Origin of the sequence: Sinorhizobium chiapasense (assembly GCF_045277575.1) — a bacterium.
GTDB classification, from domain to species: domain Bacteria; phylum Pseudomonadota; class Alphaproteobacteria; order Rhizobiales; family Rhizobiaceae; genus Ensifer; species Ensifer chiapasense_A.
On sequence record NZ_CP144205.1, the window covers coordinates 511995 to 524509 of the forward strand.

A 12515-nucleotide genomic window follows, 5' to 3' on the forward strand; every position below is an offset into this window, starting at 1 on the left:
AAAGAACGCGAAGCGAGACGCCGTCGCCAGTGCTTTGCACTGAGGTAATTGGGGTATGAAGTCCTATTTGTCCCGAAGGGACAAATGGAGTTAATATTCTAACTACTTTAGTGTAATGCCTGTTTAATATTATAGGGGTAAAGTTCTAACTACCCGCCCGTTCCCGAAATTTTCCGATTCCCGGTTTCGAGACTTCCCTGAACTTACCAGAACGCCGTCGTTTGACAAACAAATTGACGTAAGAAGCGCCAATTCAAGCATAGTTAGATAAATAAAAGAACGGCAGAGGAAGCCGTCAGTAAGGAGTAATAATGGATAAGCCAACACCCAATCAAGTTATCGAAGCGTTCCGTGCAAGTGTAGATCCATACGGCGAGAACAAAAATAAAAAGCCGTCGAAGCGTTTGATGACGATCCTCAAACTCATGTTCGATTCTTCAAAGCGTCTTCAAGAGGCCAAGGGAACAACATGGAACCTTTCGTTTGATGAATATCTTAGTCTCATCACAGAACGTCGTATGCGTCGCATGGAAGACGAACTAAAAGCGGGTACGCTCCGCGATTTCATGAACAGCAATAACGGCTATGTCCTCACGACGAAGACCCGCGCTCACTACCTCGCGAAGGTCTACGACGTTGATAGCGTCGAGTTCGTCAACCGCAATCGCAGCCTGCGCAATCATCGTTTCCATAAGGGCGACACTCATTCGGATTATTCCAAAAAGATGATGAGTGAAAAGCGGACTGGTAAGACGCACGACGACGCCACAAAGGAAAAGATCAGCAAGGGTAACAAAGGCCAAATCCGTACAAAGGCCACTAAGAAGGCAATTGCAGAGGCTCGTACAGGCACGAAGCATTCCGAGGAAACGAAAGCAAAGCAGCGTGAGAAGATGAAAGCCTACCATGCTGCGCGTCGTGCAGCAAAGGAGGCCGCAAATGCGTAATAAGGTATACAAACTGCGCATTGACTACGACGCAGCAGCAGTTAATCAGATTTCCGAACAGAAGGTTGATAAACTGATCGAGTTTGCCTGTGATCTCGATATCCCGATGGACGAGGACCATTACGATTTTACGAGCATTCACGACTACGACACAGAAATGCACTTGCTCGACAAATACCTTGAGATGATCGACGCAGCCATTCTCGCGACTCTCAAGACTAAAGGCTTCGTAATCGTAGATGGCGAGAAAATTGACGACGAGGATACCCTAGACCTGTTCTCATATCGCATCGACAAGCAATGGAATGCCGAAAAGACGATGATTACGCATTCATATTTGATGGTCGATGATCCCGATGTTGCGATGCTTCTGAAACTGCAAATGCAGTGACTTCCCAAACGATCGCAGAAAAAAGCCCGCCATCGAGCGGGCTTTTTGTTGCTCTGGATAAATACCAAAGCAAGGAGATCACAATGGAAAAACCAAAGAAACCACACGGACTAATCGGGACAACGAAGCCACCAGAAGTCCGAGAGAAGATTGCAGCAGCAAAGCGTGGAGTACCACGCACAGAAGAAGCCAAAGCCGCAATTAGCGCAGGCAAGATGGGGAAAAAGCGTAATCCAGAGGATGGGAAAAAGATTTCAGCCGGATTACGCAGATACCACGAGAACAGGGTGCGCGGGTCTGGGCCAAAGGCATAAATAGAATACATACAAGAAAAGGAGAACTCAGCAAATGAGCAACAACACCAAACTAATCGAAGCCATTAAAGACGCAGAGAACGCATTAGCAAAGGCCATGAATACGCTACGCCGTATCGCAGCCGAACGTGAGGGTAATCCTCAGCATATATCAGCATTCCCGGAAAACCCACAGGCAGAAGCGCAAGCGAATATGCTTTGCTGCTCATGTGATTACTGCACGAGAAAACGTTTCGGTAGCCGATACAACAGCCAATTCGACAAACAATAAAAAGACTATCAGGGAGTAATACAAATGGACATCGTAAACGAAAGCATTTTTGAAAACCTATTCGAGCAGGCAAAAGTAGCACCAAGCGTTCGCAGTCTCGATCCGCTTGCCGATCTACTGGCAAAGCAATTGGTACGCATCGGCTACAAGCGCAAGGTAAAGCGCAACAGCACAAGCGCATTCATGGAATTCACCAAGCGCGACCGCAACTGGCTCGATCTGCTGCTTCGCGAGTTGACCACCATCCACAAGGTATTCCAGGCGGATGCGAGCATCATGCTCAGCGCGTCCACTGCAAAGCGTGGAACTGGCAGAACGCAGACATGGGAAGAGTTCGTCGTTGAACTCTACGACGACAAGGTTGTTGGTCGCACTGACTTTTCGGAAGGCCAGTTGAAGCACCTGCCGAACCTCATCGCAGCACTTAGCAAGGGCCGTCGCTTGTCAGGTTGTGGAGCCATTGAGTTCTACGACATCGATGCCGGGAACACGCTTTGACATGAATTAACCCTTTGGCCTGTAGGTTCGCTTACAGGCCAAATCTTAGATTGAACCGGGCAATCAACGGCTGTATGGCAGTAGAAGTTTATCGCATTGGAGTAGAAATGAACAAATCAGAAAAGGCGGCTATAGAAGACAGTGTAATGGTCTGGATTAAGGCAATGGCTTTGAAGGCTATACCTGAGAGTAACTACCCTGATTATGTGGAGCGGTATGGAGAGCCAATGAATATCGGCATTTGGTTTCCTAGAACTGCTTTCGACAAAAGTACGTCGGCAAGCCTGCACTTGGCCTATGGACGCTTCGAGGGCTGGAAGATCAAGATCAAGTACACGAAGGGGTCGAAGTGGTACGAGGGCAACCCGCCGGAATCACGCATCGAACTCTCACATATCAACGTTGGAACCATCGTCTGCACCGCTCGACGCGGCAAGTTCGTCGGGCGCACACCGCGCACCATGCAAGCGAAGTTCAAGCCGGATCATTTCGGCCTGACCGATGAAAGCAAGATCACGGCTACTCCCGCAGTGATCGACAAGGAATTGAAGCACCTTGCCATGATGATGAAGTTGCAAGTCTGAGTGGAGTGAAGCTCCGTTCGCTCCACTCACTCCGTTCGAGAAACCCCGCACAATGCGGGGTTTTTCATTTGCAGTCCTAGATGAACATTATCTGATACCGCTTCGGGCGCTTGAACTTCGCAAGCACGAGCGGTTTCAGCCAGTTGTAGATGTCCTCTGCAATCTTCTTCAAAAGCCAAAGGCATACGGCGACCATAGCAGTCTCCATGGGAGTCTCCTTTCAAGTGTTTCGATTTGTCGGATAACGGACGCGAGCGCGACGGCTGTTGTCCTCTAATGAAGGGGTACAGGCTTCCTACTGTTGTCCCTTATCCCAGATCTAGGACGTACCCTTACATAGCCTCAACACTCAGGACCGGCATCTAGAAGACTCAAACTTTCTTGCTATCTCGGCAGGTTGCCGATCAGCACGCTATTACCGGCTTTACTCCCGCATTCGCAGCGCAGCCGGTTACGCAGGTTCATCAGGTACATATCGCCCCATTGGCGCAGGATCGCGTCCTTGTCGAGCCATGCGATATGACCGCAAGCCGCGCACTTCGCACCCAAGACCTCCCACTGATTCATTCCCCTGATCGTGTGGTACTGGCTCGGATTATGCTCGACGTAATGGGCTGGTCGGAACGGCGCTGTCAGGTCGATGCCGCGCTTATGTTTCATTTCACTCTCCATTCGCGGAATGAGAACGAAATAGGAACATACTCCTAACGGAGTCAAGCCGCCATCTGGTAAATACCGGATGACGACACGCACTATCAACAAATCCGGCCTCGACCTCATCAAGCAATACGAGGGCCTTCGAACCACCGCTTACCTCTGTCCCGCAAACGTCCCGACAATCGGCTACGGCAGCACACAGGGGCTCACCCGCGCAGATGTAGGCCGGAAGACGATCACAGCAGCAGAAGCCGAAACCCTCTTGCGTGCGGACCTCGTGCGCTTTGAGAAGGCGGTCGAAAAACTCGTCACGATCCGACTCACCGATAACCAGTACGCGGCGCTCGTCTCCTTCGCGTTCAACCTGGGGGAAGGGAACCTTGCAAAGTCCACGCTGCTCAAGCGTATCAATACCGGAGCCTCTAGGGCCCTGATCGCGCAAAGTTGGATGCAGTGGGTAAACGCAGGTGGCAAACGGCTGCAAGGTCTAGTCAATCGCCGTGCTGCTGAAATGGCTCTCTACAAGAAGCCATAGTAGGCGCACACAGACACGAGATGGCGGACAACGAGCGCCGTTATGACGTTATCCGCTTAAATACGGATAGCAGAACTCTCATACCGATGGGTTCCAAACACAGGCAGAACCCATCATGATTGAATCAGTCATCGCTTTCTTTAAGGCACTCGCAGCATTCCTAACAAGCATTGGTATCAATCCGGCGCACCTCATCGCAGGCATTGCCGGTGCTATCGTCCGCGCCGTAATTCAGGGCAAGAAACTCACATGGGATTTGATCTCCTATGTGTTGGTTGGGGCGCTCTGTGCAACGTACCTGACGCCTGTTGTCGTGATGTATTTCGGGATCGCAGCGACGAACGGTCTTGCATTCGGTATTGGTCTAATCGGTATGTCGATTGCAGAAGGCGCGGTTAAGTTGGCGCAGAAGTGGGCAGCAAACCCGAAACTCCCAAAGAACACATCGCCAAAGGATTTGATCGAATTGATAACTAAGGAAGAGGACAGCAAACCAAAGGAATGTAGCAATGAGCAATCCAATCGAGATTCAAATCCCAATCCGTAATTTGTCAGACTCGCTCGAAATCTACCATCAAGCCCGTTTAGTCGGTGCGGTAGAGCGTTTTCTGTTCACGGAAATGTTGAGCGGTGTAGGTCCAGTCCAGACTAGAGGCGGCATGCTTCTTACGGTGTTCTTCGATGAAGCCGACAAGGACAAAGCCATGCTGTTCAAGTTGGCGAATGGCGGTGCCCAATGAGCAGCGTAACTGTCAAAGGCCATGTCCCGTTGCACCAAGCGGGGTCGATCTATAATTGCCAGATCAACTCGCATACTATCCTCGCGGATAGCGAAGCCGAACTGTTCGCGACCATCGGCAAAGTCATCGAGCCGGAATACCTGGCACCCTTCATCGGGAATGGTTTTACGTGGACTTTCGTGCGCGATGATAGCGCCGCCGACTACGAACTAGCCCGCAGACACCCCGAGCACCGAGCACAAGCAAGCGCAAACTCAACGCTATCATTGGCGGGCGGGATCGGGTTCCACACATACGTGGTCTATCCGAGATTGGCCGCATACGAGGCAATCGACTGGATCGACGCCAACGCTAAGGGCGCTGTGAAGGCGTGGACGCTCCCATGCACGGACCATCATTTCTACATGTTCGAAGACGCGAAAGAGGCCATGCTGTTCAAATTGCAGACGGCGGCCTAGTCCGCAAATATAATCTGCAGCATAGTCTCTGCTGTTTGCCGGTTTTTGGGGCACTCTTTGGGCCGCGTGTTGGATAATGTCGCCTTCACGTTCGACTCGATCTTATTGCGAACCTGTTCCCCGACCTCTGCAGGGATTTCCATCGCTTGCCATGCGACTTCGCGGCGCTCAGCAACACTGGAGAGGTCGATATCTGCGAACGAATTATCGTAACTGTTGCAGTAGTTGGCATAAGCAATTAGCGCGGTCGCATATGTGAACTGTTCCATTAGCGGCCCCGACATTCGCTGCTCAAGGGCTTGCTTAAGGGCTATTGCCTCAGGGGGGAGGCCATCATTGCTTTTGTCGCGAGAAAACTCCACGAATTCGGCTTCGCCGAGTGCGCTGCGCTGGAGTGCCTTATCGGAGGAAATTAGATTGCCGATCTGATTGATAACGTATTGGAGATCGTCGTTTGTCTTGTAGGCCGGTATTGCTTCGGACTTCTGTGTTGCTACGAACCACAATCGCGTCAGTTTCTTTACCTGTTCGGAGGTCAATGCCTTGAAGTTGCCCCCAAGGATGCTTCGTACTTCGACGCGAAGGCTTTCCGAATATGTATTGACGTCTGTGGCCTCTACCGCTGTCGCGGTTTGTGCGTGAACTTCCGTCACACTGACCACTTGTGTGTTGGTCGCAACGATGATTGCAAGTGCGAAGGTGTACCGAAGTGCAGACAACATATCCCCCAATTCTAAGTGGTATCGGCTATCGGTAAATCGGCCCAAATGGTCATGTCAACGTGCTTTAGCGATTCAAAATCAAATGCGCGGCTTAGTCCGCGATCAGCCCCACAAGTTTCCGGTCCACAGCGCATGTCTCGATAAGCGAGGCCTCGCCATTCAGGACCGCGACGAGTTCCGTGGGCGTGATCGAGCGGAACACAAACAGGTACAGGGCCATCGCGCCCAACTCCTCTTGATCATAGGGTTCCTCCTCTTTGAGTTCGGCGCGTTGCTCAAGCGCAGCACGGCGGCAATCGGCCTCATGTTCTGTAAAGTACAGGTTATGGTCCGACCCCGGCGAGACCTGATATGCCCATAGTGTGATTTCCATTTCGAGAACCCTTTCCTGAATCAATGCGCTAGTTATAGTTGCGGCACGGCGAGTTCGAAATTGTAGGATTCTACAAGGTTTCCAACTCGCAGAAGTGTTAGCGGAGCAGGCATGTTCAGGTACGGGACGACGTTCGTAATCGGGGCTGGGGCAAGTGCGGAGTTTGGAATGCCAGTTGGCACCGAACTCGCACAATTGATCCGAAAGAGCGCATTGATAAAGCACCCCGGCTCAAAGACGCCATCGGTTGGCGACGACGCTTTCTATTATGCTTTCCGACGACTATGGCCCAACGATCATCCAGATCACGAAGCCGCTTTAAAGGCCGCTTTAATGATCAATGAGGGCGTCCATACGGCCGTCAGCATCGACGCATTCATAGACAGGTTAGGTCGCAAATATCCTCTCGTTGACCTGATCGGCAAAATGTTGATCGCTTTGGAGATTTCGAAGGCAGAGGCTCAAAGTAGCCTGTCGCTGAGGTATTGGCCCCAGTTCATGGCTGATAGCAGATATTCAGCAACCAATGCCTACGATAAGAAACTCGTTAATCCCGACGATACGTGGCTCGGCCAGTTCTTCCGTATCCTGTGTGACGGCGTTGATGACCCTCAGAAGATTGGCAACAACATCACGATTATCTGCTTCAATTACGACCGTTGCATCGAATTGTATCTGCGTAGTCAGATTGCAGCGGCTTATCACATTGATGTCGCGGAAGCCGACGAGATCGTTCGACGTATCAAAATAATTCATCCGTACGGAACACTTGGCGGCTTACCTTTGATTCGAAACGAGCATGGTGATGATGTCCTTGTATTCGGGGCATCAAACGATCACACGTTCCGGTTAGAGAAGATCGCAAAGCATATTAAGACGTATACGGAACGACAGCACGAACCTAAAATGATCGAGGATATTCACTCGGCTATCGCGCATAACAATGTGCTCGTGTTTCTTGGTTTCGGTTTCAATAACCAGAACCTTGATTTGCTGCGCATCCCAAGTGAGCAATCAGAACATGGCCAATTGGAGTCAAGGCCGATCTATTCAAGCGGATATGGAATAGCGAAGCAGGTAGAAACAACGTTGAAGCGGCGGATATTGCATTTGCTTTGGCCCGATGAGGCGGCTCATGAGGGCATCAAACAGACCGTTAAGATAGAGTTCGGGCAATCGTGTAGCGAATTGTTTAGAACTCACAGCATGAACCTGTCGTCATTCTCGCGGAGTTACTTTGTTGAAAATCACGCGGAGAAACGAGCGCAAAGGGTAATGTTGTACGAGCGAGGGGATGATTAGGGGATCAACGAGTTATCAACGTATCCGTACGGACCATTGCAGACTTCACGATAACAACGTTTGTAGACTTCACATAACCATTACGCGACTACAGCAAGCGCCGTAAAACTCTCAGGAAATCCGTAGGGCGGCGTATTTTGTGCCTTTTGCATCAAAGGGCAACCTATCTTTGCGCTCGCCCTTCATTCTTTTTGGCAACAGACAAAGAACGCACGTTCAATGTCAGAGGTCGCCAATGCAATACGTTGCTTACTATCGTGTTTCCACACAGATGCAGGGGAAGTCGGGCTTAGGTCTTGAAGCGCAGCGCGCAGCAGTTCTCCAATTCACACACGGACAGGAGATCATCGCCGAGTTTACAGAGGTAGAATCTGGCAAGCGCGATGACAGGCCCGAACTAGAGAAGGCACTGGATCTAGCAAAGCAGCACAATGCAGTGCTGGTCATCGCCAAACTCGACCGCTTGTCACGCGATGTGCATTTCATATCGGGATTGTTGAAGCGCAACGTGCCGATCAAGGCATGTGATATGCCGCACGCAGATAACTTCCAATTCCACATAATGGCAGCAGTAGCGGAAAAGGAACGTGAGATGATTAGCCATCGCACGAAGGTAGCAATTGCTGCAAAGCGTGCACGTGGTTCCGATTGGGGAACTAATGAAGCACGTGTAGAGGAGGCAGGAGCATTTGCAGATAGCATTCAACGCCACATACAGACGCTCATAGACAGCGGTACAAATAGTCCAGCAGCAATTGCGCGTGCTTTGAACGAAGCCAGCATACGAACGCCACGTGGTGCGGAATGGGGACCCGGACAGGTAGTGCGTTTGCTCCGTCGTATTCAGGAAAAAGATTTACACGAATAGGAAGTCTTAGGTTGCCCTGAATAATCGATGGCTATTGATAGAAAAGCACAGCAGCAATGGTGCTGTTGGTGCAAAGGTAGATCGAAAATGACGAATGCAATTGAACTGCTCAAGTCCGCTGCAACGACCGGCTTTGTTGGTGGCCGTAATCCGCTGGAAATCTTCTACATGAAACTCGATACACAGATCGAGTACGCAAAGCAGGTCAAGGACGGCAAAGCACTGAACAGCCGGTCACTGTGGTTCCGCAAGGACGGTGCTGGCTATGTTGTGCGGATCGGTCGCAATGCGTTCGAGGTTGCTGGCAGCAAGTTGTTCCGCGCTGCTGATCTGGACGGGGTGGTCGAACTGCTGACGGCTGCAAAGGCAGCGATCGGGCAGGACCAGAAACTGCAGGAGACGATTGCCAAGCACAGCGCAGAGCGCAGCGAACGGCTTAAGGCTGGACGCGCAAAGTCGAAGAAGAAGTAATCGCTGAATCGATTGTTTGCGCAAGCAATCGAGGCCCTAGTCGGAAACGGCTAGGGCTTTTTAGCCTTTGGCCTGGCACAACGAAATGGAGCCCCGCCGGGGACAACGGGGCTCCAACTGGAAGGTCGTCAAACCATTAAGCGCAATAGACAGTTTTAATTTGGTGACGGCACGCAATACACCACAACCATGGTGTGCAGCCACGCGAGCATGGTTTCAAAAACGTTAACCGACCGCAATGGTTTCGATGGGTTAGTTGCGTAATCAATTTGGGTTACGCAAAGCGCAGGGTATTAGTTTTGCGCAACAAGCACACTCTGCAGCAGGATGTGTGCACAAAGACGCACAGAAGCCCGTACAGCGCGTTCGTGCGTTTTTATGCATCGAGCACTAGGAGACAGCGAATCGCGCTGTGTGAGCCTCTATGGCTGTTTTGCGCAAGCATGTGCTAAAGTATATCGCAAAACGCCGGGAAAACACCACAGAGGCTCAAGGACGCGCAGGACGGAAAACTGCTGCTGTGCTTGCTTACGCTGTTAGATCGCAGCGGACGAGCCTCCTAAGGACTCTACGACTGCATTACGTGGTTCTGGTTCGGATATCAGGGAACCACAGGTCCACCACCCCCTATGAGCCTGCGCAAAACTGTATTGCCTACCAACCAATTTTGATACGTCCGTAGAACCGCTTCATCACCATTGGTGGCCGCCTTCCCAGACATCACGACGACGATGCGTCTTGTGCTGCCGATAGTGGCGCCAGTCGGTAAGCCGCTCTCGGAGTTCGTCAGTCATCAAATGGTTGGCGTTGATCCAACGCTCCAAGTCTTCCAACGAGGGCCTGTTCATCGTGCCGCTGTAAGGGAGGTAGAACGTATTCCAAAGTTGGCTCACGCCCGGATCATTGTTCGTGTTGATCTGCTGTGACACATACGAAAAGTAGTCGAGGCTGTCCCATGGCTCCTGTACAGCACGAACCTCTGCGATTTTAGCCTCGGTCAAGCCAATCGATTTCAGCCCGTCAGTGATGCTCTCGATCATCAATCGCTTCTCACGACGACTAGTGCCGCCCCAGCGACCGCCACTTACGACCTGCTCCACGCTGACCTTAGCGAACAGTTCCGCCAGCGCGTGCAATTGTGTGACTGTTGCCTTGGCCTCATCGATTGCGGCTTGCATTTCCGCCGTGAAACCATCTTTGCCCAAGTTGACCTTGAGCAGATCGGCGAGGCGCGTGCAGATCAGCAACAGGAACGACCCCATGAAGGTCATCCATTTGTTTTCGCTGCTTCCATCGTTGAACAGGAAGTAGACGAAAAGGCCCATGCACCCGACCCAAGCCAGTGCAACGACTGGCTTGATCCAATTGTCCACCCACGATTTCGACATCTCGCCCCTCAGCCCAGGTATGTTCCTTACCACTCTCTCAAGTAGCCATCGACCTTTTTACCTTCAACTGCAAGAAAGTCAGTTTGCTCGGCATTCACCGTCAGTGCCCACGCAAAAGCATCTGCTTTCGTGCGCTTCGGGATGAAATGCATTGTCTGGCTGACCTTGGGAGAGCCTTTATGGATCCGATACCAAACGTCCACGTACAGGAAATCCGCCGATAGGCCGTTCGTTTTGGGGGCGTCCAGCAAATCCTTGATATTCAAGGCAATGAACCAGTCGTGATCCTTCACGAACTGCTCGAATGCAGGCTTGAAGTCCTCCGCGAAGATCATCAATGTTCCCGCATTACGAGTTTCCTCGAAGCCATAGATGGCCTTGTCGGGATTCCATTCCAACTTACATGAGGTTATCACATCATTGATACGGAACTTCACACTCATCTCAATGTTGTAAAAGCCGCTCGGATTATCAATCGCCTTGAGCGCGAACGCTGCGATGTTATCCACGTACTGCTTATAATTGGCTAGTGCCATGGTCATTTCCCTGCATGGTTCTCGGCGTGGTAGGCGAGTACGTGTTTGATTGCTTCTTCAAGCGTCTTCCCATGCACATGCAGCGTGAACGCCGACATCTGCTGTTTGGTTTCGAAACCAAACACACACATTTGCTGTGAATCTCTCGGCAATTCTAGTCGATATTGAATTGCTGAATATGTGGCTTTTGTCTCCGGATAGTACATGAGAAGACTTTTAAGGCTATCTTCCGTGCGTTTGTCGGTTATTCGATAAAACAGCCGGTGGTCATAGCGTTCCACAAATTTGCGGATCGCAATGAACGCATAGAACTCGATTGGTCCTATATCTTTGGCTTTGCCGCTAAGGTTCGTATTATCGTCGCGCCGATAATTGTTTCCATTATCCCAATGTTCAAGCCGAGATATCAGCCGTTTGCTTTTAATCGCATCCGCTTCGAATTCATCGAGCCACTTAGTGAAATCGGCTTCTGCTACTGGTACTTTAAACATTCCGTGCCGTCTTTCTAGTCGGTATCAAGGGCTAACAGGAGGGGCCGTATATCGTTCCCTGAGCCACAATCCAAAGCCAACAGCGACCATTAGCAAGCCTACACCTTCACCAATGCGGACGAGATAATGGGGCTGGTAAGCGCCAGTAACCGCTTTATCGAGACTGCTCTTAACCGATGCAACGCTGTATTTTTCGACTAGTTCGTCACGGTACGCCTTTTTATGAGCGCGAAGGAGGCCACCAGCCGTTCTAACGTCAGGTGCTTTCTCAACGTCTACGATAAGAGCGTTCAACTTCTTATCCATATAATCGTTTATGAGTTCGGATTCGATAACCCTGCCGTATACAGCCGTAACGTCTTGCATCCGCTTCTGGTGATCGAGAATTTCACTTCCGAACGTCGCAGCACATAACGTGCTACCGATTGCAATAAGGCCGATTAAGGGGTTTGCAAGTGCAGTAAAATCCATGTTCGTCGGTCCTCTTAGCGTTTCTCAGGCTTTTTGTTCTTGCCGTGATACGTTGCCGTGAACTCGGCAGCGGTTTCGTCATTCATGGCAATCCAGAACAAGCGGTGATTTTCGTCGTCTTGGTCTCGGTACTCGATCCGACCCCAATCCTCGTATTGAAGATCAAAGTACAGGTCGTTCATCACACCCGCGTCCAGCCGGTCCTTAGGGACTGGCGGAGCGTCATAGATGAAGAAATGGGGATGCCGCTTAGGCAACTGGTCGAGGATCATTCGCACGCCGAGCGCGCTAACCGGATTAGGGGAGTCTTTACCCGTCGTAATAACGTCGATAGTTCCGTCCCAATACCGGATTTTGAAAGACTGCGCGTCACCACGCAAAATCTCACGGAAATCCGCGACCACAGCGGAATAATCACGCGGTTTATCGAACATCGTTTACCTCAATGCAGGGGGATCGCGCGTCATGCGCTGGGGAGTGCCAGGCCAAAAGAAAAAG

General features: G+C 51.0%; 22 protein-coding genes. 13 read left to right on the forward strand and 9 right to left on the reverse strand.

Annotation, left to right across the window (positions count from 1 at the left end):
- The first annotated feature begins 311 nt into the window (after positions 1-311).
- The 6 genes from QM996_RS02405 (at position 312) to QM996_RS02430 (ending at position 3005) form a co-directional block, all read left to right on the forward strand.
- Positions 312-947: an NUMOD3 domain-containing DNA-binding protein gene (locus QM996_RS02405; protein ID WP_500269136.1), complete on the forward strand. Its 636-nt coding sequence runs from the start codon at positions 312-314 to the stop codon at positions 945-947.
- Positions 940-1338, forward strand: a complete 399-nt coding sequence (locus tag QM996_RS02410; RefSeq protein ID WP_500269137.1) for a hypothetical protein — start codon at positions 940-942, stop codon at positions 1336-1338. Before QM996_RS02405 ends, QM996_RS02410 begins: the two co-directional genes overlap by 8 nt.
- An 83-nt stretch (positions 1339-1421) precedes the next feature.
- Positions 1422-1652, forward strand: a complete 231-nt coding sequence (locus QM996_RS02415; protein ID WP_500269138.1) for a hypothetical protein — start codon at positions 1422-1424, stop codon at positions 1650-1652.
- Between the two features lie 34 nt (positions 1653-1686).
- Complete coding sequence (locus QM996_RS02420) at positions 1687-1923, forward strand: hypothetical protein (RefSeq protein WP_500269139.1); 237 nt, start codon at positions 1687-1689, stop codon at positions 1921-1923.
- Positions 1924-1947: 24 nt separating this feature from the next.
- Positions 1948-2421, forward strand: coding sequence for a hypothetical protein (locus QM996_RS02425; RefSeq protein ID WP_500269140.1), 474 nt, complete (start codon positions 1948-1950; stop codon positions 2419-2421).
- Between the two features lie 107 nt (positions 2422-2528).
- Entirely contained in the window at positions 2529-3005 is a 477-nt protein-coding gene (locus QM996_RS02430) for a hypothetical protein (RefSeq protein ID WP_500269141.1), read from the forward strand.
- Positions 3006-3081: 76 nt separating this feature from the next.
- On the opposite strand, the gene QM996_RS02435 is transcribed toward QM996_RS02430, so the two are convergent.
- A complete protein-coding gene (locus QM996_RS02435) occupies positions 3082-3213 on the reverse strand; it encodes a hypothetical protein (protein WP_500269142.1) in 132 nt (43 codons plus the stop codon).
- Between the two features lie 176 nt (positions 3214-3389).
- The gene (locus QM996_RS02440; protein ID WP_500269143.1) at positions 3390-3665 is read right to left on the reverse strand and encodes a hypothetical protein; all 276 of its coding nucleotides are present in this window, start codon (positions 3663-3665) and stop codon (positions 3390-3392) included.
- Positions 3666-3744: 79 nt separating this feature from the next.
- Between QM996_RS02440 and QM996_RS02445 the strand changes: the two genes are divergently transcribed.
- The 4 genes from QM996_RS02445 (at position 3745) to QM996_RS02460 (ending at position 5395) form a co-directional block, all read left to right on the forward strand.
- Positions 3745-4197, forward strand: a complete 453-nt coding sequence (locus tag QM996_RS02445; protein WP_500269144.1) for a lysozyme — start codon at positions 3745-3747, stop codon at positions 4195-4197.
- A gap of 115 nt (positions 4198-4312) precedes the next feature.
- A complete protein-coding gene (locus QM996_RS02450; protein ID WP_500269145.1) occupies positions 4313-4744 on the forward strand; it encodes a hypothetical protein in 432 nt (143 codons plus the stop codon).
- Complete coding sequence (locus tag QM996_RS02455) at positions 4707-4937, forward strand: hypothetical protein (RefSeq protein ID WP_500269146.1); 231 nt, start codon at positions 4707-4709, stop codon at positions 4935-4937. Before QM996_RS02450 ends, QM996_RS02455 begins: the two co-directional genes overlap by 38 nt.
- The gene (locus tag QM996_RS02460; protein ID WP_500269147.1) at positions 4934-5395 is read left to right on the forward strand and encodes a hypothetical protein; all 462 of its coding nucleotides are present in this window, start codon (positions 4934-4936) and stop codon (positions 5393-5395) included. The genes QM996_RS02455 and QM996_RS02460 overlap by 4 nt, the downstream gene beginning before the upstream one ends.
- On the opposite strand, the gene QM996_RS02465 is transcribed toward QM996_RS02460, so the two are convergent.
- Both QM996_RS02465 and QM996_RS02470 read right to left on the reverse strand, forming a co-directional pair.
- The gene (locus QM996_RS02465; protein ID WP_500269148.1) at positions 5392-6117 is read right to left on the reverse strand and encodes a hypothetical protein; all 726 of its coding nucleotides are present in this window, start codon (positions 6115-6117) and stop codon (positions 5392-5394) included. The two genes, QM996_RS02460 and QM996_RS02465, sit on opposite strands and share 4 nt — an antisense overlap.
- 91 nt (positions 6118-6208) lie before the next feature.
- Positions 6209-6490, reverse strand: a complete 282-nt coding sequence (locus tag QM996_RS02470) for a hypothetical protein (RefSeq protein ID WP_500269149.1) — start codon at positions 6488-6490, stop codon at positions 6209-6211.
- A 168-nt stretch (positions 6491-6658) separates the two neighbouring features.
- Between QM996_RS02470 and QM996_RS02475 the strand changes: the two genes are divergently transcribed.
- The 3 genes from QM996_RS02475 to QM996_RS02485 all read left to right on the forward strand — a co-directional run bounded on the left by QM996_RS02475 (position 6659) and on the right by QM996_RS02485 (position 9131).
- Positions 6659-7792, forward strand: a complete 1134-nt coding sequence (locus tag QM996_RS02475; protein ID WP_500269150.1) for an SIR2 family protein — start codon at positions 6659-6661, stop codon at positions 7790-7792.
- Positions 7793-8027: 235 nt separating this feature from the next.
- The gene (locus QM996_RS02480) at positions 8028-8660 is read left to right on the forward strand and encodes a recombinase family protein (RefSeq protein WP_500269151.1); all 633 of its coding nucleotides are present in this window, start codon (positions 8028-8030) and stop codon (positions 8658-8660) included.
- An 87-nt stretch (positions 8661-8747) separates the two neighbouring features.
- Positions 8748-9131, forward strand: coding sequence for a hypothetical protein (locus QM996_RS02485; RefSeq protein WP_500269152.1), 384 nt, complete (start codon positions 8748-8750; stop codon positions 9129-9131).
- Positions 9132-9823: 692 nt separating this feature from the next.
- Here QM996_RS02485 and QM996_RS02490 read toward each other — a convergent pair.
- From QM996_RS02490 to QM996_RS02510, 5 genes are all read right to left on the reverse strand, one after another.
- Complete coding sequence (locus tag QM996_RS02490) at positions 9824-10456, reverse strand: hypothetical protein (protein WP_500269153.1); 633 nt, start codon at positions 10454-10456, stop codon at positions 9824-9826.
- Positions 10457-10545: 89 nt separating this feature from the next.
- Positions 10546-11055, reverse strand: coding sequence for a hypothetical protein (locus tag QM996_RS02495; protein WP_500269154.1), 510 nt, complete (start codon positions 11053-11055; stop codon positions 10546-10548).
- A gap of 2 nt (positions 11056-11057) precedes the next feature.
- Positions 11058-11546, reverse strand: a complete 489-nt coding sequence (locus QM996_RS02500; RefSeq protein ID WP_500269155.1) for a hypothetical protein — start codon at positions 11544-11546, stop codon at positions 11058-11060.
- A 24-nt stretch (positions 11547-11570) separates the two neighbouring features.
- The gene (locus QM996_RS02505; protein ID WP_500269156.1) at positions 11571-12017 is read right to left on the reverse strand and encodes a hypothetical protein; all 447 of its coding nucleotides are present in this window, start codon (positions 12015-12017) and stop codon (positions 11571-11573) included.
- A 14-nt stretch (positions 12018-12031) separates the two neighbouring features.
- Complete coding sequence (locus QM996_RS02510; protein ID WP_500269157.1) at positions 12032-12451, reverse strand: P-loop NTPase family protein; 420 nt, start codon at positions 12449-12451, stop codon at positions 12032-12034.
- Positions 12452-12515 lie beyond the last annotated feature (64 nt).

What these genes read in the sequence shown, in the direction of transcription:
- QM996_RS02440 (WP_500269143.1), bottom strand. Translation starts at nt 3,665, where the DNA reads ATGAAACATAAGCGCGGCATCGACCTGACAGCGCCGTTCCGACCAGCC.
- QM996_RS02435 (WP_500269142.1), bottom strand. Translation starts at nt 3,213, where the DNA reads ATGGAGACTGCTATGGTCGCCGTATGCCTTTGGCTTTTGAAGAAGATT.
- QM996_RS02490 (WP_500269153.1), bottom strand. Translation starts at nt 10,456, where the DNA reads ATGGGCCTTTTCGTCTACTTCCTGTTCAACGATGGAAGCAGCGAAAAC.
- QM996_RS02465 (WP_500269148.1), bottom strand. Translation starts at nt 6,117, where the DNA reads ATGTTGTCTGCACTTCGGTACACCTTCGCACTTGCAATCATCGTTGCG.
- QM996_RS02445 (WP_500269144.1), top strand. Translation starts at nt 3,745, where the DNA reads ATGACGACACGCACTATCAACAAATCCGGCCTCGACCTCATCAAGCAA.
- QM996_RS02460 (WP_500269147.1), top strand. Translation starts at nt 4,934, where the DNA reads ATGAGCAGCGTAACTGTCAAAGGCCATGTCCCGTTGCACCAAGCGGGG.
- QM996_RS02485 (WP_500269152.1), top strand. Translation starts at nt 8,748, where the DNA reads ATGACGAATGCAATTGAACTGCTCAAGTCCGCTGCAACGACCGGCTTT.
- QM996_RS02500 (WP_500269155.1), bottom strand. Translation starts at nt 11,546, where the DNA reads ATGTTTAAAGTACCAGTAGCAGAAGCCGATTTCACTAAGTGGCTCGAT.
- QM996_RS02510 (WP_500269157.1), bottom strand. Translation starts at nt 12,451, where the DNA reads ATGTTCGATAAACCGCGTGATTATTCCGCTGTGGTCGCGGATTTCCGT.
- QM996_RS02480 (WP_500269151.1), top strand. Translation starts at nt 8,028, where the DNA reads ATGCAATACGTTGCTTACTATCGTGTTTCCACACAGATGCAGGGGAAG.
- QM996_RS02430 (WP_500269141.1), top strand. Translation starts at nt 2,529, where the DNA reads ATGAACAAATCAGAAAAGGCGGCTATAGAAGACAGTGTAATGGTCTGG.
- QM996_RS02505 (WP_500269156.1), bottom strand. Translation starts at nt 12,017, where the DNA reads ATGGATTTTACTGCACTTGCAAACCCCTTAATCGGCCTTATTGCAATC.
- QM996_RS02455 (WP_500269146.1), top strand. Translation starts at nt 4,707, where the DNA reads ATGAGCAATCCAATCGAGATTCAAATCCCAATCCGTAATTTGTCAGAC.
- QM996_RS02410 (WP_500269137.1), top strand. Translation starts at nt 940, where the DNA reads ATGCGTAATAAGGTATACAAACTGCGCATTGACTACGACGCAGCAGCA.
- QM996_RS02450 (WP_500269145.1), top strand. Translation starts at nt 4,313, where the DNA reads ATGATTGAATCAGTCATCGCTTTCTTTAAGGCACTCGCAGCATTCCTA.
- QM996_RS02405 (WP_500269136.1), top strand. Translation starts at nt 312, where the DNA reads ATGGATAAGCCAACACCCAATCAAGTTATCGAAGCGTTCCGTGCAAGT.
- QM996_RS02495 (WP_500269154.1), bottom strand. Translation starts at nt 11,055, where the DNA reads ATGGCACTAGCCAATTATAAGCAGTACGTGGATAACATCGCAGCGTTC.
- QM996_RS02475 (WP_500269150.1), top strand. Translation starts at nt 6,659, where the DNA reads ATGCCAGTTGGCACCGAACTCGCACAATTGATCCGAAAGAGCGCATTG.
- QM996_RS02420 (WP_500269139.1), top strand. Translation starts at nt 1,687, where the DNA reads ATGAGCAACAACACCAAACTAATCGAAGCCATTAAAGACGCAGAGAAC.
- QM996_RS02470 (WP_500269149.1), bottom strand. Translation starts at nt 6,490, where the DNA reads ATGGAAATCACACTATGGGCATATCAGGTCTCGCCGGGGTCGGACCAT.
- QM996_RS02415 (WP_500269138.1), top strand. Translation starts at nt 1,422, where the DNA reads ATGGAAAAACCAAAGAAACCACACGGACTAATCGGGACAACGAAGCCA.
- QM996_RS02425 (WP_500269140.1), top strand. Translation starts at nt 1,948, where the DNA reads ATGGACATCGTAAACGAAAGCATTTTTGAAAACCTATTCGAGCAGGCA.